This is a genomic window from Burkholderia sp. YIM B11467, assembly GCF_052952715.1.
This window is the reverse complement of the sequence record NZ_JBQVSQ010000009.1, coordinates 215348-241583: the sequence shown is the minus strand read 5'-3', so window position 1 is coordinate 241583 and position 26236 is coordinate 215348. Positions and strand designations below refer to the sequence as shown.

22 protein-coding genes and 1 pseudogene are annotated in these 26236 nt (G+C 64.3%); 13 read left to right on the top strand and 10 right to left on the bottom strand.

Features of this window, described 5'->3' with window-relative positions:
- Nucleotides 1–15 precede the first annotated feature (15 nt).
- Genes ACTRWB_RS28320 through ACTRWB_RS28300 form a run of 5 tightly spaced genes read left to right on the top strand, consistent with a single transcriptional unit; the run spans nt 16 to nt 6853 of the window.
- Complete coding sequence (locus ACTRWB_RS28320) at nt 16–1299, top strand: glycosyltransferase (protein ID WP_446903790.1); 1284 nt, start codon at nt 16–18, stop codon at nt 1297–1299.
- Nucleotides 1296–2891 carry a DHA2 family efflux MFS transporter permease subunit gene (locus ACTRWB_RS28315; protein ID WP_343493511.1) on the top strand — a complete coding sequence of 532 codons (1596 nt, stop codon included), beginning with the start codon at nt 1296–1298 and terminating at the stop codon, nt 2889–2891. Before ACTRWB_RS28320 ends, ACTRWB_RS28315 begins: the two co-directional genes overlap by 4 nt.
- Before the next feature lie 10 nt (nt 2892–2901).
- Nucleotides 2902–3840 carry a glycosyltransferase family 2 protein gene (locus tag ACTRWB_RS28310; RefSeq protein WP_129515659.1) on the top strand — a complete coding sequence of 313 codons (939 nt, stop codon included), beginning with the start codon at nt 2902–2904 and terminating at the stop codon, nt 3838–3840.
- Nucleotides 3841–3848: 8 nt separating this feature from the next.
- Entirely contained in the window at nt 3849–5663 is a 1815-nt protein-coding gene (locus ACTRWB_RS28305) for an efflux transporter outer membrane subunit (protein ID WP_446903789.1), read from the top strand.
- Nucleotides 5663–6853, top strand: a complete 1191-nt coding sequence (locus ACTRWB_RS28300; RefSeq protein WP_129515657.1) for an HlyD family secretion protein — start codon at nt 5663–5665, stop codon at nt 6851–6853. The genes ACTRWB_RS28305 and ACTRWB_RS28300 overlap by 1 nt, the downstream gene beginning before the upstream one ends.
- Nucleotides 6854–7810: 957 nt before the next feature.
- Here the strand turns inward: ACTRWB_RS28300 and ACTRWB_RS28295 are convergent.
- Both ACTRWB_RS28295 and ACTRWB_RS28290 read right to left on the bottom strand, forming a co-directional pair.
- Nucleotides 7811–8431 (bottom strand): type VI secretion system amidase effector protein Tae4, encoded by a 621-nt coding sequence (locus ACTRWB_RS28295; RefSeq protein ID WP_446903788.1) that lies wholly within the window; start codon nt 8429–8431, stop codon nt 7811–7813.
- Nucleotides 8432–8433: 2 nt separating this feature from the next.
- Entirely contained in the window at nt 8434–8991 is a 558-nt protein-coding gene (locus tag ACTRWB_RS28290; RefSeq protein ID WP_446903787.1) for a PAAR domain-containing protein, read from the bottom strand.
- Between the two features lie 86 nt (nt 8992–9077).
- Between ACTRWB_RS28290 and ACTRWB_RS28285 the strand changes: the two are divergent.
- From ACTRWB_RS28285 to fdhA, 3 genes and pseudogenes are all read left to right on the top strand, one after another.
- Nucleotides 9078–9269, top strand: a pseudogene (locus tag ACTRWB_RS28285) (hemolysin secretion protein D); the annotation flags it as partial.
- Nucleotides 9270–9443: 174 nt separating this feature from the next.
- A complete protein-coding gene (locus ACTRWB_RS28280; protein WP_446903786.1) occupies nt 9444–10202 on the top strand; it encodes an SDR family NAD(P)-dependent oxidoreductase in 759 nt (252 codons plus the stop codon).
- A gap of 197 nt (nt 10203–10399) precedes the next feature.
- Nucleotides 10400–11596: a formaldehyde dehydrogenase, glutathione-independent gene (gene fdhA / locus ACTRWB_RS28275; protein WP_446903785.1), complete on the top strand. Its 1197-nt coding sequence runs from the start codon at nt 10400–10402 to the stop codon at nt 11594–11596.
- Between the two features lie 93 nt (nt 11597–11689).
- On the opposite strand, the gene ACTRWB_RS28270 is transcribed toward fdhA, so the two are convergent.
- Both ACTRWB_RS28270 and ACTRWB_RS28265 read right to left on the bottom strand, forming a co-directional pair.
- Nucleotides 11690–12448, bottom strand: coding sequence for a hypothetical protein (locus ACTRWB_RS28270; protein ID WP_446903784.1), 759 nt, complete (start codon nt 12446–12448; stop codon nt 11690–11692).
- Nucleotides 12449–12710: 262 nt separating this feature from the next.
- On the bottom strand, nt 12711–14132 hold the full coding sequence (locus ACTRWB_RS28265) for an aminotransferase-like domain-containing protein (protein WP_446903783.1): 1422 nt from the start codon (nt 14130–14132) through the stop codon (nt 12711–12713).
- A 266-nt stretch (nt 14133–14398) separates the two neighbouring features.
- On the opposite strand from ACTRWB_RS28265, the gene ACTRWB_RS28260 reads away from it, so the two are divergent.
- Complete coding sequence (locus ACTRWB_RS28260) at nt 14399–15811, top strand: discoidin domain-containing protein (protein WP_446903782.1); 1413 nt, start codon at nt 14399–14401, stop codon at nt 15809–15811.
- A 256-nt stretch (nt 15812–16067) separates the two neighbouring features.
- Here the strand turns inward: ACTRWB_RS28260 and ACTRWB_RS28255 are convergent, their stop codons facing one another.
- From ACTRWB_RS28255 to ACTRWB_RS28230, 6 genes are all read right to left on the bottom strand, one after another.
- Nucleotides 16068–16559, bottom strand: a complete 492-nt coding sequence (locus tag ACTRWB_RS28255) for a hypothetical protein (protein ID WP_446903781.1) — start codon at nt 16557–16559, stop codon at nt 16068–16070.
- A gap of 21 nt (nt 16560–16580) precedes the next feature.
- Nucleotides 16581–17069: a hypothetical protein gene (locus tag ACTRWB_RS28250; protein ID WP_164992056.1), complete on the bottom strand. Its 489-nt coding sequence runs from the start codon at nt 17067–17069 to the stop codon at nt 16581–16583.
- A complete protein-coding gene (locus tag ACTRWB_RS28245; protein WP_129515648.1) occupies nt 17069–17743 on the bottom strand; it encodes a M35 family metallo-endopeptidase in 675 nt (224 codons plus the stop codon). The genes ACTRWB_RS28250 and ACTRWB_RS28245 overlap by 1 nt, the downstream gene beginning before the upstream one ends.
- Nucleotides 17730–18281, bottom strand: coding sequence for a PAAR domain-containing protein (locus tag ACTRWB_RS28240; RefSeq protein WP_129515647.1), 552 nt, complete (start codon nt 18279–18281; stop codon nt 17730–17732). The genes ACTRWB_RS28245 and ACTRWB_RS28240 overlap by 14 nt, the downstream gene beginning before the upstream one ends.
- A gap of 10 nt (nt 18282–18291) precedes the next feature.
- The gene (locus ACTRWB_RS28235) at nt 18292–18975 is read right to left on the bottom strand and encodes a hypothetical protein (protein WP_129515646.1); all 684 of its coding nucleotides are present in this window, start codon (nt 18973–18975) and stop codon (nt 18292–18294) included.
- Between the two features lie 687 nt (nt 18976–19662).
- Nucleotides 19663–20688, bottom strand: a complete 1026-nt coding sequence (locus tag ACTRWB_RS28230; RefSeq protein WP_129515645.1) for a GlxA family transcriptional regulator — start codon at nt 20686–20688, stop codon at nt 19663–19665.
- Nucleotides 20689–21133: 445 nt separating this feature from the next.
- Here ACTRWB_RS28230 and ACTRWB_RS28225 point away from each other — a divergent pair, with 445 nt between their 5' ends.
- From ACTRWB_RS28225 to ACTRWB_RS28210, 4 genes are all read left to right on the top strand, one after another.
- Entirely contained in the window at nt 21134–22408 is a 1275-nt protein-coding gene (locus ACTRWB_RS28225; RefSeq protein ID WP_129515644.1) for a serine hydroxymethyltransferase, read from the top strand.
- 42 nt (nt 22409–22450) lie between these two features.
- The gene (locus tag ACTRWB_RS28220) at nt 22451–23422 is read left to right on the top strand and encodes a dipeptidase (RefSeq protein ID WP_129515643.1); all 972 of its coding nucleotides are present in this window, start codon (nt 22451–22453) and stop codon (nt 23420–23422) included.
- Between the two features lie 139 nt (nt 23423–23561).
- Entirely contained in the window at nt 23562–24095 is a 534-nt protein-coding gene (locus tag ACTRWB_RS28215; protein WP_446903780.1) for a DUF5943 domain-containing protein, read from the top strand.
- A gap of 76 nt (nt 24096–24171) precedes the next feature.
- Nucleotides 24172–26235 (top strand): NADH:flavin oxidoreductase, encoded by a 2064-nt coding sequence (locus tag ACTRWB_RS28210; protein ID WP_193099885.1) that lies wholly within the window; start codon nt 24172–24174, stop codon nt 26233–26235.
- Nucleotide 26236: the final 1 nt, after the last annotated feature.

The window sequence follows — 26236 nt, the reverse complement described above, 5'->3', positions numbered from 1 at the left end:
CCCGCGAGGCGCGCGATGGCGAAGATGATCGTGACCGCGATCGGCTCGGCGGGCGACGTGCATCCGCTGCTCGGCGTCGCGCGCACGCTCGCGGCGCGCGGTCATGACGTCGTGTTCTGCACGCATGCGCCGTTCGAGGCAGCCGTGCGCCGTTGCGGTTTCGCGTTCGTGCCGGTCGGCACCGCGGCCGAATACGAGGCCGCGATGGCGAACCCCGCGCTGTGGGATCCGCGCACGTCGTTCCGCACGCTGTGGCAGGTGATCGCGCCGATGCTGCGCCCGCACTACGACGCGCTGCGCGCGCTGACCGACGGCGATACGGTCCTCGTCGGCACGCTGTGGGCGTTCTCCGCGCGCTTCATGCAGGAGCTGCACGGCACGCCGTACGTGTCGGTACAGGTGTCGCCGTCGACGCTGCTGTCCGCGCATGCGCCGCCGACGCACCCGCGCCTGACGATTCCCGCGCGCTGGCCGCTGCCCGTGAAGTCGGCGCTGATGACGCTGATCGAGCGGCAGGTGCTCGACCGCGTGTGCGGCCCCGCGCTCAACGCGGTGCGCCGCGATCTCGGGCTCGCGCCCGCGCGGCGCGTGCTCGGCCGCTGGCTGCATTCGACCGACGGTGTGCTGTGCCTGTTTCCCGGCTGGTTCGCGCCGGCGCAGCCCGACTGGCCGTCGAATCATCTGCAAAGCGGTTTCCCACTGTTCAACGACATTACGACGCCCGACGAAGATGCGGAACTGGATGCGTTTCTGGCGGCCGGCGAGCGGCCGGTCGTGTTCACGGCCGGCTCGACGCTCGTCGATCATGCGGCGTACGCGCGCGCGGTGGCGGACGCGCTGCGTGCGACCGGCGCGCGCGGCATCCTGCTGACGCCGCACGATGCGGCGCCGGACGGCAACCGGCTGCTGGTGCGCCGCTTCGTGCCGATGCGCACGCTGCTGCCGCGTTGCCGCGCGCTCGTGCATCACGGCGGGATCGGCACCGCGGCGCTCGCGTGCGAGGCCGGGATCGTGCAGGTCGTGACGCCGTTTGCGCACGACCAGTTCGACAACGCGCAACGCGTCGCAGCGAGCGGCTGCGGTGTGCGCGTCGACGGCCCCGTCGACGGCGCGCGTCTCGGCGCGGCGCTGGCGCGCGTACTCGACGACCCCGCGTTTGCGGTGCATGCGGCGCGCACGCGCGCGCTGATCGCTGCCGCGCCGGACGGCTGTCACGCGGCCGCCGATTTCATCGAACGGTTCGCGCCGAAGCGCGGGTGGAAGGGCGCGCGAGCCGACGTCGCGGTGGCGGGCGCATGAGCACCGCGTCGCCGCTTCACGATGGGCCCGCCGCGCCGTCCGCGTTCGACGTGCCGGCCCCCGCGCCGGCCGCGCAGCCGGTGCGCGGCATCCGGCTCGCGCTGCTGACGTTCGCGCTGTCGCTCGCGACCTTCATCGAGGTGCTCGACTCGACCGTGACGAACGTTGCGGTGCCGGCGATCTCCGGCAGCCTCGGCGTGTCGAACAGCCAGGGCACGTGGGTGATCAGTTCGTATTCGGTCGCGGCCGCGATCGCGGTGCCGTTGACGGGCTGGCTCGCGCGCCGCGTCGGCGAGTTGCGGCTGTTCGTCGGCGCCGTGCTGCTGTTCACGTTGACGTCGCTGCTGTGCGGGCTCGCGCGCGACCTGCACGTGCTGGTGATCTGCCGCGCGCTGCAGGGGCTGTGCTCGGGGCCGATGGTGCCGCTGTCGCAGACGATCCTGCTGCGCACGTTCCCGCCGGACAAGCGCACGATCGCGCTCGCGCTGTGGGCGATGACGGTGCTGCTCGCGCCGATCTTCGGGCCGGTGGTCGGCGGCTGGATCGTCGACAACTTCTCGTGGCCGTGGATCTTCCTGATCAACCTGCCGATCGGGCTGTTCTCGTTCGCGGTCTGCACCGCGATGCTGCGCCCGGACGCGCAGCGCGGCGCGGCCGGCCCGATCGACGTGCCGGGCATCGTGCTGCTCGTGATCGGCGTCGGCTCGCTGCAGGCAATGCTCGATCTCGGCCACGATCGCGGCTGGTTCGATTCGCCGCTGATCGTCACGCTCGCGGTGGTCGCGGGGCTCTCGATCGTGTCGCTGCTGATCTGGGAGGCGGGCGAGGCGCACCCCGTCGTCGATCTCAGCCTGTTCCGCGACCGCACGTTCTCGTTTTGCGTGCTGATCATCTCGCTCGGGATGATGAGTTTCTCGGTGGTCGGCGTCGTGTTCCCGCTGTGGATGCAGGCCGTGATGGGCTACAACGCGTTTCACGCGGGGCTCGCGACGGCATCGCTCGGCGTGCTCGCGCTCGTGTTCTCGATCCTCGTCGGCCTGTACGCGCATCATTTCGACGCGCGCGTGCTCGCGACGGTCGGTTTCCTCGTGTTCGCGGGCGTGCTCGCGTGGGACGCGCATTTCACGCTGAAGATGACGTTCGCGCAGATCGCCGCGCCCGGCCTGATCCAGGGGATCGGGCTGCCGCTGTTCTTCATCCCGCTGACCGCCGCGACACTGTCGCGCATTCCCGACGACCGGCTTGCGGCCGCGTCGAGCCTGTCGAACTTCCTGCGCACGCTGTCGGCCGCGTTCGGCACCGCGATGAGCGTGACGCTGTGGGACAACCGCGCGACCTATCACTACGACGTCGTGTCGCAATCCGTCACGCATGCGTCCGCGAACACGCAGCGCTTCGTGCATGCGCTGAACGGGATGGGCGTGGACGGCGTGCGCGAGCTGAGCACGCTGCATCAGGTCGTGATGCAGCAGGCGTACATGATGGCGACGAACGACATGTTCTGGATGGCGAGCATGACCTGCCTCGTGCTCGCGGCCATGATGTGGCTGACCCGACCGAAGCGCGGCGCGGCGGCGTCCTTCGGGCATTGAGGAGATGAACATGACGACACTCGGCGCACTCGTGATCCTGTATCACCCGAGCGATGCGCAGCTCGAAGCGCTCGGCGCATGGCGGCATGCGTGCGATGCATTGCTCGTCGTCGACAACACGCCGCAGCCCGATGCACGGGCACGCGACCTGTGTGCGCGCGACGGCATCGCGCTGCTGCATCACGGCAATCGCGGCGGGATCGCGGGCGCGTACAACGCGGGGCTCGCGGCGCTGTTTCGCGACCGCATCGATGCGGTCGCATTGTTCGACCAGGATTCATCGGTGCCGGCCGCGTATTTCCCGGTGATGCGCGACGTCTGTGCGGGGCTCGCGGGGCGTGCGTTCCTGGCCGGCCCGCGCATCTTCGACGAGAACGCGCGCAGCTTCCTGCCCGAGCTTTCGACCAACGGCATCGGGCTGCGCCGCCTGCACATCGAGCCGGGCGCGCCGTTGCAGCGCTGCGCGTTCCTGATCTCGTCGGGCTGCGTCGTGTCGCGCGACGCGTTCGACCTGCTCGGCCGGTTCGACGAGACGCTGTTCATCGATCACGTCGACACCGAATACAGCTTCCGCGCGCTGTCGCGCAACGTGCCGCTCTATGTCGTGCCGTCGCTGGTGCTGCCGCATCGGATCGGCGCGAAGCAGCGCCACGCGATCGGCCCTTTTGAAATGACGTCGATGAATCATTCGTGGCAACGCCGCTACTACAGCGCGCGCAATGCGGTGCAGCTCGGGATGCAATACGGGCTGCGCTTTCCGGTGGCGATCGTGCCGAACCTGCTGACCGTGTGGCAGATCGTGCAGATCGCGCTCGTCGAACGCGACAAGCGCGCGAAGCTCGCCGGCATCCTGTTCGGCGTCGCGGACGGCCTGTTCGGCCGGCTCGGCCCGCTCGAACGCACGCGGCCGCGGCTGGCCGCGCGTGCGCAGCGCATTCAGCAGGGGTGAGGGGCGCGATGCGGCGTGTGAAGAAAGCGGCGAATCCGGCGCGGGGCGTGCAGGGCAGCGCGATGATCGCGGTGGCGGCCGTGCTGCTGGCGTTGGGCGGATGCGTGCCGTCGGGGTTCCTGCCTTCGCTGTCGCTGCGCGCGCCTGCCGACGATGCGCTCGCGCACACGGCCGGCCCCGGCGCGAACGGCGCGTGGCCGGCGCCCGACTGGGTAAAGCAGTTGCAGGATCCGCAACTCGATGCGCTGGTGGCGGAGGCGTCGCAGAACAGCCCCGATCTGCAGGTCGCGCGGGCGCGGCTGCGGATCGCGCAGGCGCAGCTTCAGCAGTTCGATTCGCTGACCGGGCTGACGGGCACGGCCGGCGCGACGGTCAGCCGCGCGCGGATGCCGAAGCCCGGTGACATCGCCGACGTGACGGCCGGCGGTTATCGCGTGCCGGTCGAGATCTTCGGCGATCCGAACGTATCGCCGTCGTCGGTGTTCGTCGGGTTGAACTACCAGCTCGACCTGTGGGGCAAGAACCGCGCGGCGACGAAGAGCCTGATGTCGCTGCGCGATGCGGCCGGTGTCGAGGCCGAACAGGTGCGGCTCACGCTCGCGGTCGCGATCGTCACCGTGTACTGCCAGCTTGACCAGGCATACGCGACACAGGATCTGCTGCAGCAGAAGTTGAAGGTTAGCCAGCGCGTGACAACCGTGCTGCGCGAGCGCACCGCGCGCGGCCTCGACAATGCGTACGACGCGAGCGATGCGTCGATCAAGCGCAGCAAGCTGCTCGCGCAGATCGCGCTGGGCGACGAGCAGATCAAGCTCGCGCAATTGCAGCTCGGCGTGCTGTCGGGCCGCGGCCCCGAGCGCGGGCTCGCGCTGCAGCGGCCACGCGTCGGCGCGTTTGCCGGCGGCGCGCTGCCGGCGCGGCTGCCGGCCGACCTGCTCGGCCGCCGGCCCGACATCGTCGCCGCGCGGCTGCGCGTCGAAGCCGCGTTCGCGAATGCCGATTCGACGCGCGCGCAGTTCTATCCGGACGTGAACCTCGTCGCGCTCGGCGGTGTGTTCGCGCTGACGCCCGCGTCGCTGTTCTCGCGCGATTCGCTCGCCGGGTCGGTCGGCCCCGCGATCTCGCTGCCGATCTTCGACCGCGGCCGGCTGAAGGCGAAGCTCGGCGCGGACGTCGCGCAGGCCGACGTCGCGATCGGCCTGTACAACAAGACCGTCGACGACGCGCTCGGGCAGGTCGCACAGATCGTCACGTCGCTGCAAACGTCGCAGACGCTCGTTACGCAGCAGCAGGACGCGGTGGCGGCCGCGCAGAAGATCGTGCAGATCGCGGCCGATCGCCACCGGCGCGGCGTGCTGATGCAGAAGGATGTCGATGTCGCGGATCTCACGCTGATCGACGAGCGCGCGCAGATGATCGCGCTGCTCGGCAGGCAGCGGACGCTGCGCGTCGGGTTGATCGGCGCGCTCGGCGGCGGGTTCGATGCGGGCGCAACGGTTGCGCAGGCGCCGGCCGTGCATCAGACGCGCAGCGGGGCGGCGCGGCGAGGGGCAGCGGCTGCTGCGGCGGCCGGTACGTCGAACGATGCGCGCGCGGCAAGCGCTGTCGTGCCGCCGTTGACCGGCACGGCGAGCGTCGCACCCGCACGGCGAGACGATGCGGCGCGTCCGTCGACGGTCGGTGCGGCCAACCCTGCCGCGACGCCCCGGAGTACGCCTGTTCTCGCGCGCACGGCATCGGCAAGCCCCGCGCCGGCCCCGTCGGTCATGCCGGCGATCCCCGTCTTCCAGCACGATCGTCTGATCGTTACGCAAAGCGACTGATGCACCACGACAACCTTCATACCGCCGCGCCGCCGGCCGCGCTGAACGACCCGGCACTTGACGCGCGCCGTGCGACGCGCCGCAAGCGCTTCACCGTGTTTTTCGCGATCGTGCTGCTGGCCGCACTTGCATGGATCGCGTTCTGGCTGTTGAGCGACCGCTATTACGAAGACACCGACGACGCGTATGTCGCGGGCAGCATCGTGCAGGTCGCCGCGCAGATTCCGGGCGCCGTGACCGACGTGGTGGTCGCCGATACGCAGGCCGTGCGCGCCGGACAGACGCTCGTGCGGCTCGACGACACCGAGGCGTCCGTTGCGTTCGCGCAGGCGAAGGCGCAGCTCGCGCAGGCCGTGCGGCAGGTCGCGAACGCGAAGATCTCGAACACGATGTACGTCGAGGCCGTGAATGCGCGGCGTGCCGACCTGTCGCTCGCGCAGCGCGCGCTGGTGGCGCGCTCGGGCGCATCGGTCGAGATCGTCGCGCCCGAGGAACTGGCGCGTGCGCGCGCGGCGGTCGCCGGCGCGCAGGCGAATCTCGCGGCCGCGCAGGCGCAGCTCGACGCGGCGCGTGCGCTCGGCAGCAAGCTGCCCGTCGACGAGAGCCCGGCCGTCGTGCAGGCGGCCGCGCAGTTCAAGCTTGCGTACCGGAACCTGAAGCGCACGACGATCGTCGCGCCCGTCGACGGCACGATCGGGCAGCGCTCGGTGCAGGTCGGCCAGCAGGTCGGGCCTGGCGTGCCGCTGATGTCGATCGTGCAGTTGAACCGGCTGTGGATCGAGGCGAATTTCAAGGAAGGGCAGATTCGCCACATGCGCGTCGGGCAGCCGGTCGAGATCGTATCGGACCTCTACGGCTCGCGCATCGCCTATCGCGGCCGTGTGCAGGGTTTCTCGGCGGGCACGGGCAGTGCGTTCTCGATGCTGCCGTCGCAGAACGCGGCCGGCAACTGGATCAAGGTCGTGCAACGCGTGCCGGTCGTGATCGCGCTCGATCCGCGCGACCTCGCCGCGCATCCGCTGCGCGTCGGGCTGTCGATGCGCGCAACGGTCGACACGCACGACCGTAATGGCCATGCGCTCGACAGCGAACCGCCGACGCCGGCCGTCAGCACGCGCGTGCACGACGGTGTCGCGAGCGAGGCGGACGCGGCGGCTGCGGCGGTCATTCGGGAGAATCAGGGCGGGTGAGTGCTTTGGCGCTCGACTGGTCGCAGGCAATCGGACTCGTGTCAGTCAACAAGCCCCAACGCGGGTATTGCATACGTTGCGAGGTGAAAAATCACGACGAAGAGGGTGAGTTAATTGAACGCCAATCTCCACCTAGGGTGACAGTTGCACTCAACTTGTTACACAGCGGCCGCTCGGTGCGTTTGTGGTGTGGTGTGCGCGCCGGAGAAAAATGAAAACGGCCCGCGTTGTGTGGGCTGCGTGGTTACTTCGAGAAGTAATCGGCAAGGTAAAGGGTGCTGGTCACGACAAGAATTGCGATGCCCCATAGCGCCCACTTTCTGACCGGCCATCGCTTCCAAGCAACCGCGTTAAGTGCGCAGAATGCTATAGCGGGGCCGCAAAGATACGAAATCAATACCGGTGCAACCCACCAAGGAGTCGCGCATTTGCCTAGCTCGTTGCAGCCAGTCGCGATGCGGTCAGGTCTTGCGGACCCGTGGACATGACTGAACGTGTAGAAGAAAGTCCATGTGACGAGCAATCCGAACAGCAAGCCGCATAGCGATACCGAAAGTCGTTTCGCTTGATTTATCAAGGAGGATGACGCTCGCGGGAACGTGTGTGGCATCGCTCAGTTCACTATATGCAGAACCCGGATACTCAGGAATGCAAAGAGCCAATGTGCGGCGACGGCGCTAACAAGAAATCCGGTCATGACAAGCGGCGAGCGGCGTCGAGCAAACAGGTAGAAGCCTAGCGCTGCAAACAGAATCGGTGGGGCGAAGATGTATGCGAACAGCTCGACTGTGCTCTGTGCGGTCACAGCGCAGGCATCTACGCCGCCGCCGCACTCCCCCGCGCGCGGAGTGCAGAGTCGAGAGAAGGCGGAACACAGATGGCTGTCAAGCCACGTCCACATAACTACACTCGCTAGTCCGGCAAGCGCGGAACCTGCAGTTCCAAAGAAGCGTCGCATTATTTGATTTCCCAAAAGAGGATCTGTTTCGAATTCCGAAGGTCAGACCATCCGATTGACGTACCTGGCAAAAGCGCTTGCAGGCCAAACACGCGACCATACGTTGCAAGGACGCCGGGCGCGCTGCTGACTGTGAGCCGCGACCCGTTCCACAGGTCGATATGACCGCCGCTCGCATTCTTCTTTGTCTCGCCGTCTCGTGTCCAATATCGTGAGAATTGAATGATGCCTGTACGGCCATTGACCTTCGATTCCCAATCCGCACCGGTTATGTTCTCGGCTTTCGGGAGACCGGCAAACGGTTGTAGCTGCAACCACGTACCCAGTTCGTCGGCGCGTGTCGCGGTCGACTTGCCATCAAGCAAGATGCGCCCGATTTTCTTTGCGCCTGACATCGGCTTGACGGTCTTCGCATTGAACGACTTCATATCGACGCCAACGCGATGCAGCGTGACACTTAGACGGATAGCGCACTGGTTCGTGTATTCGGGGTTGTCGTACGGGTTGCCAGACGGGAAGTTATCCCACAGCTCTTTGAACGTGATTGCGGGAACAGGAATCGACTTCTGCGATCGTGGTGTGTCGTTTGAGCGGACCTTTGACGGTTTGGTATGCGGCATTGTTATTCGTCCCCGTGTTGCTTCGCAAGTGCATCGTCGCCCCAGTAGACGGTGTAGTCGTCGGGGTTGTCACCGGTATGGATTCGAGGCAAGACTCCATCCGTACCAAGACGGCCGGAATGCACGCGACCGTCTGCCGTTTCGATGTAGTAGGGTAAGCCTTCCACCTGATGCTCGGTTGCCTTCACTTGCTCGTCGAATACCCCTTTTTTGACCGACGCGACGCCACCAGTTGCAGTGAGGCTGGAAACGACCTTCCCGTTGCCCTCTACCCTGTCATCACACCATTTTTCGCCGCCAAGCGATGCGACTATGTGCGGAGGTGCCGGGCATGCGCAGATCACGATGTCCTCGTCTAGTGCCACCTCGCCCATGAATTTTATTCGGGAGGGCCCGCCTGACTTGGCGATGACTCCGGGACGCTTGCATGCGGTACAGAAAGCCTGTCCGCCGATCAGGGCGGCTTGATGACTGCCGATCTTGAACGTCGGACCGCTATATGTGCTTATCTGACCGCCGCTCGACAGCGTGTCGCCTACTACTGCGATTCGTCGCATCATGCCTTGAGTCTCCCTCGGAAAGCCATAATCCTAGCGCCACGATGCTTGGGGCCATCTCAATTTTGTTTGCAGTCCGATTAAATATTGACGAATTAGCCGCGCACCCGCTGCGCATCGGGCTGTCGATGCGCGCGACGGTCGACACGCACGACCGCAACGGCCATGCGCTCGACAGTGAACCGCCGACGCCGGCCGTCAGCACGCGCGTGCACGACGGTGTGGCAAGCGAGGCGGACGCGGCCGCCGCGGTGGTCATTCGCGAGAACGCCGGCGGTTGATCGTCTGCCGGTGCGCGATACGTCGAAGGCACCAGTCGGTCGGGCGATGTCCGAAAGATTCGAAAAAGGCATGATGCACGTCAGAAAATATCGTGCCTTGTAGCGGCGCAACGTCATGTTGCGCGCGGCTATGCTGTCGCGCTATCTGGACAGCAATTCGAATCGGAGGCACGTGTGTTCGATCTTTCAGGCAAGGTCGCCGTCATCACCGGAGGCGCGAGCGGGATCGGGCTCGGCATTGCGCGCGGCATGGTTGCCGCCGGTGCGCGCGTCGTGCTCGTCGGCCGCGATCGCGCCAAGGGCGACGCGGCGCTGGCATCGCTGCCGGGCGGCAGCGAACGCGGCCTGTTCATCCAGGCGGACATCACACAGCGCGCCGCGTGCGTGAAGGCCGTCGAGCAGGCGGAGCAGCATTTCGGCAGGCTGGACATCCTCGTGAACAACGCGGGGATGAATATCCGCAAGCAAGGGCATGAACTGACCGCCGACGAGTGGTATCGCATCATCGATACGAATCTGAGTGGCGCCCATTTTTGCGCGCAGGCGATTCATCCCGCATTCCGGCGCGCCGGTGGCGGAAAGATCGTCAATATCGGCTCGATGCTGTCGCTATTCGGCACGACTTACGGCGCGGCCTACGCGGCCAGCAAGGGCGGGATCGTTCAGCTGGGCAAGGCGTGGGCCGTCGAATGGGCGCCGGACAACATCCAGGTCAACACGTTGCTGCCCGGCTGGATCGAAACCGAACTGATCGACGAGGCCAAGCGGCTGTTCCCGGATCTCGAACGAAGCGTCCTCGAGCGCACCCCGTTGCGGCGCTGGGGCAAGCCGCAGGACCTGGCCGGTATCGCTGTCGCGCTGTGCGCCGGTGAGTGCGACTTCGTGACGGGTGCCGTGATTCCCGTGGACGGCGGTTATTCGGTTCAGGGATGACGGCCGGCTGAAGGCTTCCCGTCGTTTCCCGCCCGACTTTCGCATTTCCGCCATCGATGTCGGCGCCGTTCAAACGCGCGTCGCGTTTGAGACATCGGCCCCCCCGTCTCCCGGACTACTCTCGAACAGCACGTTGCGTGTGCGCCGCATTCGCCGGCGCACCACAGCGCCAGCCAACGAGACATGGAGACAATACGATGAGCAGCAATCGAGGTGTCGTCTATCTTGGACCGGGCCAGGTCGAAGTCCAGAGCATCGATTATCCGAAGATGGTCGATCCGAGCGGCCGCGCGATCGGCCACGGCGTGATTCTGAAGGTGGTCAGCACGAACATCTGCGGCTCCGACCAGCACATGGTGCGCGGCCGCACGACTGCGCCGGTCGGCCTCGTGCTCGGCCACGAGATCACGGGCGAAGTGGTCGAAGTGGGCCGCGACGTCGAGACGCTGAAGATCGGCGATCTCGTGTCGGTACCGTTCAACGTCGCATGCGGCCGCTGCGCAATGTGCAAGGACACGCATACGGGCGTGTGCCTGAACGTGAACCCGTCGCGTGCCGGCGGCGCCTACGGCTACGTCGACATGGGCGGCTGGATCGGCGGCCAGGCCGAGTACGTACTCGTGCCGTACGCGGATTTCAACCTGCTGAAATTCCCCGACCGCGACCAGGCGATGGCGAAGATCCGCGATCTGACCTGCCTGTCCGACATTCTGCCGACCGGTTATCACGGCGCGGTGAGCGCGGGCGTGAAGCCGGGCTCGACGGTCTACATCGCGGGCGCGGGCCCGGTCGGCATGGCGGCGGCCGCTTCGGCGCGCCTGCTCGGCGCGGCCGTGACGATCGTCGGCGACATGAACGCTGAACGCCTCGTGCATGCGAGGGCGATGGGCTTCGAGACGGTCGACCTGTCGAAGGACGCGTCGCTCGGCGAGCAGATCGAGCAGATTCTCGGCGTGCCCGAGATCGATTGCGCGGTCGACTGCGTCGGCTTCGAGGCGCACGGCCATGGTTCGTCGGGCCACTCGGAGGAAGCGCCCGCGACGGTGCTGAACTCGCTGATGGAAATCACGCGGCCGGCCGGCGCGATCGGCATCCCGGGCCTGTACGTGACAGACGATCCGGGCGCGAAGGACAAGGCCGCGCAGCACGGCAGCCTGAGCATCCGCTTCGGTCTCGGCTGGGCGAAGTCGCATTCGTTCTTCACGGGTCAGACGCCGGTGCTGAAGTACAACCGCAACCTGATGCAGGCGATCCTGTTCGACCGGCTGCCGATCGCGAAGATCGTCAACGTCGAAGTGATCTCGCTCGACCAGGCGCCGGAAGGCTACAAGAAGTTCGACGGCGGCGCGCCGCGCAAATTCGTCATCGACCCGCACGGGTTGCTGGCGGCCTGATGCGCTGACGTTCGACACGCGCAACGCGAAACGGGCGGCGCCGGAAACGGGCCGCCCGTTGTCGTTGCGGGAGCGAACGATCGGACCACGCGCTTAGTGGCCACGATAGAGCTTCGCGATCTCGGCGTTGGCGGGTGCGCCGTGCCGCACGTGGCCGGTATGCAGGCTCACACGGCGGATCGCATGCGTGCGATGCGCAGGATCGCGACTGCCTCGCCAGTCCGTCAGACGAACTGCGCCGCTGTGCGTTCGGTCAGGCGAGTGCATCGACGGCGCGGCCTGCGCGACCGACATCGCGCCAGCGGGTTCGCTGGCGCCCGGGCCGCCGTTTGGTTGATTGGTTGCCACCTGCGTTCCGTCAGGCGAATGAAACGGATAGACCGGCATCGGCAGGACCGGCAGCACCGGATCGTTCGACGCGAGCAGGCCGGCATCGAGCGCCGTCGCTGTCGGCGTATCGGGACCGCGACAAACTGGATCGGCCTTGCACGTCCGGTCGACCGTCACGTAGCCGCCGACCAGCAGCACGAGTGTCAGGATGCTCAGGATCGGTGCGCTCGATGCGCGAGGTCGCCGGAACGCCGCGTTGCGAAGCGTCCGCGCGACGCGTGACGACCACGTATGAAAGGGCTGCGCTGCGTGCGTCGCGTGTGCGTCGTGCTGCGCCTGGCGAATCGGTACGAACGGCCCGTTCCACTGGCCGCAGACGGGGCAGTGCTCGAGTGCGCGGAATGCCACGAAGCCGCATGCCCGGCAGCGGCAGCAAGCGGCGCGCCGCGATTCGACCCGTGCGCTCAGGACGGCGCGCCAGGCATCGCGCGGGTGGACGTTCCGGTTGGGCAGGATACGCATCGTCGGAAGCGGGCAGGTGTCGTCAGCGGGGCGAACGATCGCCGGTCATCGTGATTCCGGCGCGTCTATGTCGCCTTCATGCGGTGCGCGTATCGCCGATGGTCGTTCGCATGCGGTGCTCATGTGTTTCTCCATGACATCGAACGTGCGGAACGCGTTCGTCCGCAGGTGCTTTCCGCTTCATTCTTTGTCGCTGGCGCGCGAAATACAAGGCGCATGTCGGCGGTCGCGATCCGCGTGCACGCGCCCCGCAAGTTCCGTGCTAACCGTCGTGTCGCTGCCGGGCCGCGAGCGTCCCGATGGTCTGCATCGCGTGCTCGACGGCCGGCGTCCACGGCCGGCCGTAGTTGAGCCGCAGATAACGGCGGAACCCGCCGGTCGCGGAAAACAGCGGCCCCGGCGCGATGCTGACGCCGCTTTCCATCGCATCGCCGAACAGGTGCATCGCATCCACGCGCGGCGGCAGTTCGATCCACAGGAAATACCCGCCGAGCGGCGCGAACACTTCGGTGCCGGCCGGAAAATACGCGCGAACCGCCGCGAGCATCTGTGCCTGGTGCGCGGCGAGATTGCGTCGAAGTTTCCGCAGGAAACGGTCGTACCCGCCGTCGCGCAGGTAGCTCGAAATCGCCATCTGCGCGGGCACGTCGGCCGACGGCGCGCTCGCGCCCTTCGCTTGCCGGATCTGCCGCACGTAGCGTCCGGCCGCGACCCAGCCGATCCGGAATCCGGGCGCGAGGCATTTCGAGAACGAACCGCAATGCAGGACGAGCCCGCTGTTGTCATACAGTTTGGCGGGGCGCGTGGGCGCCGTGCCGAAATGCAGCTCGCCATACACGTCGTCCTCGATCAACGGAACGCCGCGCGACGCGAGCAGATCGATCAGCGCGTGCTTGCGCTCGTCGGTCAATGTCGCGCCGGTCGGGTTGTGGAACGACGTCATGAACCAGCAGGCGCGCACCGGATGCGTGTCGAGCGCTTCGGCGAGCGCGTCGAGGTCGAGGCCGGTGCGCGGGTCGACCGGAATCTCGACGGCCTTCAGGTGCAGGCGCTGCACGGCCTGCAACACTGCATGGAACGCCGGTCGCTCGATCGCAACGATGTCGCCCGGACGCGTCAGCGCCTGCAGGCTGAGTGTCAGCGCTTCGAGTGCGCCGGTCGTGATGACGATCTCGTCCATCGGCAACGCCGCGCCCGCGTTCAGGTAGCGCAACGCGATCTGGCGCCGCAGTGCGTCGTGACCCGGCGGCAAGCCGGACAGCAGTTTCGTGCGATCCATGTTGCGGGCCGCCGACGCCATGTAGCGCCACAGGCTGCTCATCGGGAACAGCGAATAGCTGGCGAATGCGGAACCGAGCGGGACGATGTCCTCGCACTTCAGCGAATCGAGCAGGCGCAACAGCGTATCGTCGCCGCTGGTTTGCGCGGGGGCAGGTTTGCGCGGCGGCTCGTGACCGAACCGCACGTGTTTGTCTTCGAGGTTCGCAACGAAATAACCGGACCGTGCACGCGCGACGATCAGACCCTCGCTTTCGAGCGCGTAGTACGCGCGAAACACGGTGGACGGGCTCACGCCATACGCACGGCAGGCCGCGCGCACGGTGGGAATGCGCGCACCGGCCGCAAGGTCGCCGCGCCGGATCGCTTCGGCGATCGTCTGTGCCAGCGCCGCATATCGCTTCATGCCAGCCCTCCGGCCGCTCGGGCCTTGCTGAAAAAAGAGTAGCACGGCACCGGTCGCATGCAATTGCGCCCCAATCGCTGATCCGCATGTTTTTGACGGGCTTTGATCCTTTTCTTTTGTCTGACGCGCGGGCATCCTCTCGCAAGTCTTGTTCCCGACGTCTGACTACGAAGGAGTCCACGCTGCCCGGCGGCTGATCCGTGACCCTTGCGCGTCCCGCGCGCGACCTTGTCTGCGGCGTCCTTACCTTACCGGAATCGTTCAGCGTGAAATCGAAGACCCTCATCGCGGGCCTCGTGGCCGGCCTCGCCCTCAACCTGTTCAGCGGCGCCGCCACGGCCGCCTGCGTCAGCAACCCCGCAGCCCAGCCCAACGCGACGTTTCCCGCCGCGCTGACCGGCAAGCTCGTCTATCACAGCTACGTCAACTACGGCGACGGCACGAGCCAGCTGTTCCTCTACGACTTCTCGGCTCATACGCTGACGCAGCTCAGCAAGAGCACGTGGGGCATCACCGATCCGATGAACGGCGTGTTCAGCCCCGACGGCAAGTGGATTGCGTTCATGGGCGTCAGCAACGGCGCATGGAACGTGTTCATGCTGCAGCTCGGCGCCGGCACGCCGCCCGTCAACCTGACGAACAGCACGGGCGCGACGCGCAACGAGGATCCGAAGTTCAGCGCGGACGGCAAGACGCTCGTGTTCAAGCAGAACGGCGACGTCAAGCAGGCCACGCTGTCGTACACGAGCGCGGGCCCGGTGGTCACGTCGGTCGTGAGCCTGACGAACGCACCGGCCGGCGCCGAATACTCGATGCCGTATCTTTCGCCGGATTCGAGCGCCGTGTATTACGCGACCGGCACCGGCGCGAACATGGGGCTGATGAAGCGCACGATCGCGACCGGCGCGACCGCCGTGTTCGATCATCCGGCCGGGCTGCAGACGTACTACCCGATCGTGCGCGCGGACGGCATGGTGTTCTACGCGCGCTGGAAAGACAGCGGCGCGGCCGACCAGATCTATTCGAAGACCGCGGACCCGGCGTCGACGCCGAACGCGTTGTCGCTCAACGACTGCATCAGCAACAACTCGGACCCGGCGCCGGTGAGCGGCACGAACTACCTGTTCTTCTCGTCGACGACGGCCGGCGGTTATCAGCTCTACGTGGGTGACGTGACGACCGGCCAGCGCTGGAGCCTGTCGCAGTTCGGCGTGAATGCCGACACGACGAAGGCCAAGCTCGGGTCGAGCTATTACGGCGGCCCGGCCGCCGCGCAGCCGACGCTGCTGTCGCAAGGGCGTCCGGCTGCCGCGTCGGCGAGCTACAACGCGTCGATGACACCCGACAAGGCGTTCGACGGCAACACCACGGGCACGCGCTGGGATTCGCCGGAAGGCGCCGGTGTCGGTTCGCAATGGATCTCCGTGGATCTCGGCGCGGTGAAGCACATCGATCACGTCGATCTGTACTGGGATGCGGGCGCGCTCGTTTATCAGATCCAGACGTCGAACGACAACGCCAACTGGACAACGATCTATTCGACGAGTAACGGTGGTTCATATACCCACGTCACGCTGCCGAATCTCAACGGCAGCGGTCGTTACGTGCGGATGCTCGGCACGCAGCGTGCGACGCAGTGGGGTTACTCGTTGTACGAGATGCAGGTGTGGGGATCGTAAGCGCGAGCCGGACGCAGTCTTCAAGGTCTCGGCATAGTGTCGATCCCCATTGCTGCAGCGATCGCTGATACGTAGCAGATTCCGGTATCGCGATGTTTTGGGAAATGGATGAGTGTGTTCCATCAATCGCGGGAGCCAGGCTGGCCGGACGAGGAACGACGCGTGAGAAGGCGCCGGAACGGCAGGAAGACGACAGCCCGCTTTGCGCGGGCCGGTAACTGCGTCGTGTAACGTCAGTGCGTCTTAGGTATCGGGTTTAGGTTCGGGCAACAGTGATTAGGACACCGGGGCCGAACGTGATCTCGACGCGCCGCCCGGTATCGTCAAACTCGCTGGCCGGAAACGGCAATCTGTAGATTCGCGCGATGACGGAATTTCGTTCGCCTCGAACCGAAAATTGATTCAATGCGGCCTTGACATTCGCTGCACGTCGTTGAGCAAGGGCTTCTGGGTCTCTTTCCGTCGGTTCCGCCAAACCGACAACCGAAACCACATCGATAATGGAAAATCGATTGCGCATATCGGCTGACCACACTGACAGCTTCGCCAGTTCGGTGATAGATAGGTCGCTCGAATCATTGTCGAATCGAACATCAAAATCCCAGCCGGGCAAGTTCGACGGCCCATCGCACGCGAATGTCGTATGTGTGCAACCCAACGCGAGCGCGACGGCAGTTAGCAATTTAGTCAATGTCAACGACATACCCCGCGATGCTGTCGGCGTTGGAATAAGAACGTCTGCATACACGGACGTTTCGTTCCATGGTCGTCAATTGATGGCTTTACTTCGTGGCGTAACGCGTGCATCGTTACACATCCATGCGCAGCTACCTTTACATATCGGTGTAAATTCCACGATTACCTGATGAATGTTGACTGTGCCGTCGGGTCGTTTTTCCACCATTTCATCGGTAAATGTCTTTTTGTCGACGAAAATATTCTCGGCGCTGATGCCAAGTTGTCGTAGGTAATATATCGTATTATCGGCGCGTGCATCCTTTAGCTTCTCAATGTCTTTTTCGTGAATATAAGCGCCGGCAATTACGATTGCTTTAATTTTTACATCAGGCCATTTCTTGGCCTCAATAACGCTACTCGCTATCGTCACTCTGTCTGCATTGGAAAATGTGGTTTTGTTGAATGGAAATTGCACCAGGGCTTCTTCGCCTATCGTACATGCAGTCGCAGTGCCGGACAGCATTGACGACAGCGCGAGAAGGTAGGCTGACAAGCCGGATTTTAGTGAATGTCTGCTCATTATTTGACTATCTTGTCAAAGGTTGCAATGTAGCCGGTGATGCTGTCCGCGTTCGTGATGGCGAGATCTGGGTTCTGCATCGCAAATACTCGCATCCCGATTTCCGTGTCTCCATAGATGACGTCATCGGAATTGAATGTGTCGGTGTAGTGCGTACATTCGTGAATCAGAACCTTTATTTTTGATGCATGGTACAACTCGCCAAACGAATCGCTGCAAAATTTAGAATAGATGGCGATGACCCGTTTATGGGAGTCGGGTTTGCATACAGCGGCATGATTTCGGCCGTTGTCCGGTACGACCGAGCAAGTTAGATTCTTGCTAACTCGGCTGTCCCATCGAACAATTTTTTCAGGAACCAGATCATGCATCGCGGCAAGCAATCGTGGTAGTCCGGAAGATAATGTGCTGCGAATCTGTGCGTCAGCACGTCCAAAATAGATTGTGGCGCGCGCTTGTTCGTTCGCGTCCCATCGCGCTACCGCTGCAATCCGGTCTTTAATCAGCCTGACGGCCGCGTCGCGTGCGCGCATAACGGTCTCTGCGAACTGCTCATTGCTCATGTTTGGGCATATCGGCGTCGTGTTGATGTCGACATATACCTTGGAGCCGGGCGTCGTGTTTGTCGTGGCCGTGTTGTGTACCAATACGTAGTCGTCGTCAGGATTCGGCATTTCTGTTCCTCGCAATCTCGAACTTGAGCGATTCCGCATGCGCGGATATAACGCGCTGCGTATGGCCTGTTGCGTCTGTCTTGCCGGTAAATACCTTTCCCGAGGATAAGCGAATCCGATAGCGAACATTCGCGAGCGGTCGCCCGCTAGCAGCATCGCGCAACACGTATTGTTCATCATGGACACTCGATGCCGGCGTGTGTCTCGCGGGCGTAAGAACGGACCGAGCGGCGAACGGGTTCGCTGCATTGTGGCCGCCGTTGCCCCCATAGAAAATGGTGCTGTCGCTACCCGCGATCAGTCGGTTTTGCCCGCATGGACAGAGTACGGCGTCACCCTCGAGAGCAACACATCGCCCGTGGTGAGTCATGCGCTGCGCACCGCCTACTATCAAGAACGTCCCCTCGCAATTTCCGCATGTCGCCTTGTCGCCATCGAGAGCAACCTGTTTTCCGTGATTGAACATCGTAGACGTAACGGCGATGACGACACCGCCGGTTGTCGTCGCGTCGCCGTTCCTGACTGCTCGTCGGCTCATAGTCGTCTCCTCAATCGAAGTGGGTAAAGATCCAATCGGATGACTCGGGGTCATAGATCGCGTACTGATCGATCGCAGCATCTTCAACAGCGATGGTCGGCGGAATACTTGCCAGCGCTTCCCCCTCTGCATCGGCTATCTGATCAGCCGTCCACGCATCCATCATGTCGAGCGTCTTGCTGAACCCGGATAGTCCGGCCCGGAGATAGGCTGTTTCGATGCGCTCGACCACGCTATCGGGGAAACGGATCGTGAAGTGGGCGCGATGTTCGATCGGCACATCGAAGGATGCAAAGGTGTAGATCATCACTGGATGACCCGCATCGGAAACGATCAGACGGTCCCCGGTCGCCCCATAGGCATAGTTCACGGCGACCAACAGTCGGCCATGCTGTTCCATGAAACGACGCGTGTCGACTTGCCGAAAATCGATCGGCCAAAAGTGATCATCGTCGCCTACAAGCGTTCGGGAACCCATGACCGCGTCGAGGGGCGAAAGGTAGGTGCAAATGAACGGATCGCTCGTGCAGATCATCTGCATGTTGCCGCTATACATCGGATCGATTGCATCGCGCGAACAGGTTTGCGTGGTGTGTAGTTGCTGCACCATCGCGTAAAGCGAGATCGACGAGTGAATAAAATACGGACAACCGGCACGCTCATTTTCTGCCATGGGCTCGGATATCTTGTGCATGGACGAGCTACGGAAGATCGCCGTTAACGATTGATTTGTATATGGGACGAGTACGGTTTTGCGTTAGGAATCCAATTGAAAATTGGAATGATTGACGAACGGCAATGCTGGGGAGAATGATGAGTGGTCAATCGAACACTAACGTCTACGAACCGCGCGTCAAAGTGCGCTGCAATCTCGGACCTGATTGTCTGCTGTCGGCACTACCTGCCAACAAGTGGTTGCAAGTTGATTTTTGAATCGCCGGAAAAACGCAATGGGGGCTCGACATTCAACATCGGCGGCGGAATGGATCGACGGTGACTCGACGACCTGGAAATGGGCGCGCGCCGTGCCGCGATGAACCATTCGCGGCACAACGGCGTATGCAGCGCGGTCGTGATGGCGTCGTGAACCCGTGCACTCAACCGCGGTTCGCGCTGCACTCTGGGCATGAGATGCGGCGAATCCAGGTGGACTGTGAACGAAGGACGAGTTGATCGCGGGAAGGCGGGAAATCGGCCCGGCAGCCGAAATACCGTCAGGTAAGGTGGCTCGAAAGCATCGCGCGGAAAGTGAGCGCCTCTGCGTAGCGTTTGCGACCACGCATTTACGACCTCTCCTCTCAAACGAAAATGCCGTTCAGTTGATTAACTGAACGGCATCAAGATTCAAGGCCGCAGGATTTCTTACGGCGCAGCGCGCGCTTCACGCATGCAGCACATGCGCCGGAAACGCCGGTGCGGCGCTGGCTGAACCCTGCGCAAGCGGCGCGACCTGCTTGCGCCGCTCCCTCGTCGGCGCAACGCCGAACGAGTCGCGATAGCTCTTGCTGAAGTGGCATGCCGACTGGAACCCGCACGCCATGGTGATGTGCATGATCGACATGTCGGTCTGCAGCAGCAACTCGCGCGCACGGCGCAGCCGCAGCGTCAGGTAGTAGTGCGTCGGCGTCATCCCGAGATGTTCGCGGAACAGACGTTGCAATTGCCGCTGCGACATGTTCGCGAGCCGCGCAAGCTCTTCGCGCGACAGCGGCTCCTCGATGTTGTTCTCCATCAGCGCGATCACTTCGAACAGCGACTTGTTCGCAGAGCCGAGGCGTGCGACGAGCGGCATGCGCTGCTGCGCGCTCGTATCGCGCACGTGTTCGACGATGAACTGCTCGGCGATCTGCGTGACGCGCGCGGTGCCCACGCGCGCGGCGATCAGGTTCAGCATCATGTCGAGCGGCGCGACGCCGCCCGTGCACGTGATGCGGTCGCGGTCGATCACGAACAGTTCCTTCAGGAAGCGCGTATCCGGAAACTCTTCCTTCAGCGCCGACATGTTTTCCCAGTGGATCGCGCATGCGTAACCCGCGAGCAGCCCCGACTTCGCGAGCGCATAGGTGCCCGTGCACAGGCTGCCGAGCGGGATGCCCGCGCGCGCGAAGCGGCGCAGTGCCGACAGATGGGAGGGCGTGGTCGCGCGCTGCACGTCGACGCCGCCGCACACGAACACGATGTCGGGCTGCCCCACGCATTCGGCCGGGCCCGTGTCGACCGTGAGGCCGTTGCTCGCCGTGACCGGGCCGCCGTCCGGGCTGATCACCGACCAGCGGTAGAGCGGCTGGCCGCTCAGGTAGTTCGCCATCCGAAGCACCTCGATCGCATTCGTGAACGCGATCATCGTGAAGTTCGGTAACGGCATGAACGCGAAGTGGGACAGCGACGCTGTGCGGTCGGGCGACATGGGGAGCTTCCTGGAATCTCTAATAGCTATAGGCCCGAGGCACGAAACGGGCTGCGGTATTGTGTGAGCCAGCGCAACAAGCGTGCCATACGGCTAAACCCTAGCTCCATACGTTGTATGGCTGAAAGCCGCATGCTGCACTGCACCGTATGCGGGCCGCGCTGCACTCCGTCCGGGCGGCACAGGCACTGCCGGAGTGCGTGTCCATAGGTGAACAGCCGACACCGTTTTTGCAGGTCAACCGGAAAAGCACGACCGGTCACTTGTATAAAACGGACGCGCATGGCGGAAAAGGCAAAGAACGCGTCTAAATTCATCAATCCGCCGAAAATCCGAACGACAAGAATAGAGCCGTCGGCAGCCTTGCACTGGGCAAGCGGGAAACCCAGGCACGGCGGGCCTTGAGCTTCGGTTTCAGCCCTTTATTCTTCGTCACGGACGCACTATGTCGAACAACCAGCCTTTCTTCTCGCAGCCCCTTGCCGAGCGCGACGCGCCGGTGCGCAGCGCCATCCTGAAGGAACTCGAGCGTCAGCAGTCGCAGGTCGAGTTGATCGCGTCGGAAAACATCGTGTCGCGCGCCGTGCTCGAGGCGCAGGGCTCGGTGCTGACCAACAAGTACGCGGAAGGCTATCCCGGCAAGCGTTACTACGGCGGCTGCGAATTCGCGGACGAAGTCGAGGCGCTGGCGATCGAACGTGTGAAGAAAATCTTCAATGCCGGTTATGCAAACGTGCAGCCGCACTCGGGCGCGCAGGCGAACGGCTCGGTGATGCTCGCGCTGGCCAAGCCGGGCGACACGGTGCTCGGCATGTCGCTCGACGCGGGCGGCCACCTGACGCACGGCGCGAAGCCCGCGCTGTCGGGCAAGTGGTTCAACGCCGTTCAGTACGGCGTGAACCGCGACACGATGCTGATCGATTACGACCAGGTCGAGGCGCTCGCGCACGAGCACAAGCCGAACCTGATCATCGCCGGCTTCTCGGCGTACCCGCGTGCGCTCGACTTCGCGCGCTTCCGCGCGATCGCCGACAGCGTCGGCGCGAAGCTGATGGTCGACATGGCGCACATCGCCGGCGTGATCGCCGCGGGCCGCCACGCGAACCCGGTCGAGCACGCGCACGTCGTCACGTCGACCACCCACAAGACGCTGCGCGGCCCGCGCGGCGGCTTCGTGCTGACCAACGACGAGGACATCGCGAAGAAGATCAACTCGGCCGTGTTCCCCGGCCTGCAGGGCGGCCCGCTGATGCACGTGATCGCCGGCAAGGCCGTCGCGTTCGGCGAAGTGCTGCATGCGGACTTCAAGACCTACATCGACAGCGTGCTGGCGAACGCGCAGGCGCTCGGCGAAGTGCTGAAGGCAGGCGGCGTCGACCTCGTCACGGGCGGCACCGACAACCACCTGCTGCTGGTCGACCTGCGCCCGAAGGGCCTGAAGGGCGCGCCGGTCGAGCAGGCGCTGGAGCGCGCGGGCATCACCTGCAACAAGAACGGCATTCCGTTCGACACCGAGAAGCCGACCGTCACTTCTGGCATCCGCCTCGGCACGCCGGCCGGCACGACGCGCGGTTTCGGCGTCGCGGAGTTCCGCGAAGTCGGCCGCCTGATCCTCGAGGTGTTCGACGCGCTGCGTGCGAATCCGGAAGGCGATCAAGCCACCGAACAGCGCGTGCGCCGCGAAATCTTCGCGCTCTGCGAGCGCTTCCCGATTTACTGATCGACCCCCACACAAGAGCAGAGACTGGAGCGAGAGGCAGATATGAGCACGCTGCATCAGGACAGCATCATCATCGACGGACTGAACATCTCGAAGTTCGAGAAGCCGGTGTTCGAGGACATGCGCCGTGGCGGCATCACGGCCGCGAACTGCACGGTGTCGGTGTGGGAGAACTTCACCAAGACCGTCGACAACATCGGCGTGATGAAGAAGAAGATCCGCGACAACAGCGAGCTGCTGACGCTGGTGCGCACGACGGACGACATCTTCCGCGCGAAGAAGGAAGGCAAGACCGGGGTCATCCTCGGCTTCCAGAATGCACATGCGTTCGAGGACAACCTCGGCTACATCGAGGCGTTCCACGACATGGGCGTGCGCGTCGTGCAGCTCTGCTACAACACGCAGAACCTGGTCGGCACGGGTTGCTATGAACGCGACGGCGGGCTGTCGGATTTCGGTCGCGAAGTGATCACCGAGATGAACCGCGTGGGGATCATGGTCGACCTGTCGCATGTGGGCGGCAACACGTCGTCCGAAGCGATCGCGTTCTCGAAGAAGCCGGTGTGTTATTCGCACTGCCTGCCGTCGGGCCTGAAGGAGCATCCGCGCAACAAGAGCGATGCCCAGTTGAAGGAGATTGCCGATGCGGGCGGTTTCGTCGGCGTGACGATGTTCGCGCCGTTCCTGAAGCGCGGGATCGAGGCGACGATCGACGATTACATCGAAGCGATCGATTACGTCGTGAACCTGATCGGCGAAGACGCGGTCGGCATCGGCACGGATTTCACGCAGGATTTCGCGAAGGAATTCTTCGACATGCTGACGCACGACAAGGGTCGTTATCGCCAGCTGACGAACTTCGGCAAGGTGATCAACCCGGACGGCATCCGCACGATCGGCGAATTCCCGAACCTGACCGCGGCGATGGAACGCGCCGGCTGGAAGGAGTCGCGCATACGCAAGCTGATGGGCGAGAACTGGGTGCGCGTGTTCAAGGACGTGTGGGGCGCGTAAGCGCCACGCCGGGCCGGACCGCCACCAACGTTCAACACTAGAAAAACCGGGACGTGCCCGCGCAAGCCGCGCGGGCGCGCGGACGATGTCGTGCCTGCGCCCGAGCCGCGCGGCCAATTTTCCTCACGGAGTCACCACGATGCAACCGCAACTGCCGATCAACGTCGATCCCGATACCGGCGTCTGGACCACCGATGCGCTGCCGATGCTGTACGTGCCGCGTCACTTCTTCACGAACAACCACGTCGCCGTCGAGGAAGCGCTCGGCGTCGACGCGTATGCCGAGATCCTCTATAAGGCCGGCTACAAGTCCGCATATCACTGGTGCGACAAGGAAGCGAAGCTGCACGGCCTGACCGGCATGGCGGTGTTCGAGCACTACCTGAAGCGCCTGTCGCAGCGCGGCTGGGGCCTGTTCTCGATCATCGAGGCCGACCCGGCCAGCGCGCGCGCGAAGATCGAGCTGCGCCACTCGTCGTTCGTGCTCCAGCAGCCGGGCAAGGAAGGCAAGCTCTGCTACATGTTCGCGGGCTGGTTCGCCGGTGCGATGGACTGGGTCAACGACACGACGCCCGAAGGCAAGGGCGCGCCGCGTGCGCAATCGAAGGAAGTGCAGTGCGCAGCCGAGCATCACGAACACTGCGTCTTCGAAGTGTCGCCGATCGCGCACTGATGCACTGAAGCACTGACTCACCGATTCAAAACAACACCCGCAACACGAGACATTCGAACGCCAGAGGTCGCCAGCGATGCGTTATCCCCACCTGTTCAAACCCATGCAGCTGAACCAGCTGACGCTGCGCAACCGGATCGTCAGCACCGCGCACGCGGAGGTGTATGCCGAGCCGGGCGGCCTGCCGGGCGACCGTTATATCCGCTACTACGAAGAAAAGGCGAAGGGTGGCGTCGGCCTGGCCATTTGCGGCGGGTCGAGCCCGGTGTCGATCGACAGCCCGCAGGGCTGGTGGAAATCGGTGAACCTGTCGACCGACAAGATCATCGATCCGCTCACGCGGCTGGCCGACACGATGCACAAGCACGGCGCGAAGATCATGATCCAGGCGACGCACATGGGCCGCCGCTCGTCGTTCCACGGCGAGCACTGGCCGCACCTGATGTCGCCGTCGGGCGTGCGCGAACCGGTGCACCGCGGCAACGCGAAGATCATCGAGATCGAGGAAATCCGCCGCATCATCGGCGATTTCGCGGCAGCCGCGAAGCGCGTGAAGGCGGCCGGCATGGACGGCATCGAAATCTCGGCGGCCCACCAGCACCTGATCGACCAGTTCTGGAGCCAGCGTTCGAACCATCGCACCGACGAATGGGGCGGCAGCCTGGAGAACCGCCTGCGTTTCGGCATCGAGGTGCTGACGGCGGTGCGCGAGGCGGTGGGCAAGGATTTCTGCGTCGGCCTGCGCATGTGCGGCGACGAATTCCACGAGGACGGCCTCGACCACGAAGCGCTGAAGGAAATCGCGCAGGCGATGTCGGAGACGGGCCTGATCGACTACCTGAGCGTGGTCGGCTCGGGCGGCGATACGCACAACACGATCGCGAACTGCATGCCGCCGATGGCGCTGCCGCCGGAGCCGTTCGTGCACCTTGCGGCCGGCATCAAGTCGGTGGTGAAGATTCCGGTGATGCACGCGCAGAGCATCCGCGACGCGGGCCAGGCCGAGCGCCTGCTCGCCAACGGCATGATCGACCTGGTCGGCATGACGCGCGCGCAGATCGCCGATCCGCACATGGTGATCAAGATCCGCGACGGCCGCGAAGACGAAATCAAGCAGTGCGTCGGCGCGAACTACTGCATCGACCGCCAGTACAACGGCCTCGACGTGCTGTGCATCCAGAACGCGGCCACGTCGCGCGAAGCGACGATGCCGCACATCATCGAGAAGTCGCGCGGCCCGAAGCGCAAAGTCGTGGTGGTGGGCGCGGGCCCGGCGGGCCTCGAGGCGGCGCGCGTCGCGAAGCTGCGCGGCCACGACGTGGTGCTGTTCGAGAAGAACGCGGAAGTGGGCGGCCAGGTGATGATCGCCGCGAAGGCGCCGCAGCGCGAACAGATGTCGGGGATCATCCGCTGGTTCGACATGGAAACCAAGCGCCTGGGCGTTGACCGTCGCCTTGGTGTGGCCGCCGACGAGAAGATGATCATGGCCGAGAAGCCGGACATCGTCGTGCTCGCGACGGGCGGGTCGAGCTTCACGTGGCAGGTGCCGGGCTGGGGCGTGGCCGACGGCCTGGCCGTCAGCTCGTGGGACATCCTGACCGGCAAGGTCGAGCCGAAGCAGAACGTGCTGCTGTTCGACGGCGTGAGCACCCATGCGGGCGCGGGCGTGGCCGACTTCATGGCGAGCCGCGGCTCGAAGGTCGAGGTCGTCACGCCGGACGTGAAGGTGGCCGACGATTGCGGCGGCACGACGTTCCCGATCTTCTATCGTCGCCTGTACGCGTTCGGCGTGATCCCGACGCCGAACACGATGCTCGACCGCGTCTATGAAGAAGACGGCAAGACGATCGCCGTGCTGCGCAACGAATACACCGAGGAACTGGAAGAGCGTGCCGTCGACCAGGTCGTGATCGAGAACGGCTCGTCGCCGAACGACGAACTGTACTGGAAGCTCAAGCCGGAATCGCTGAATCGCGGCCAGATCGATCCGCACACGCTGTTCGCGGCCGAGCCGCAGCCGTGCCTGTCGGAGGAACTCGGCAACGGCCGCTTCCTGCTGTTCCGTGTCGGCGACTGCATCTCGATGCACAACGTCCACGGCGCCATCTACGACTCGCTGCGTCTCGTGAAGGATTTCTGAA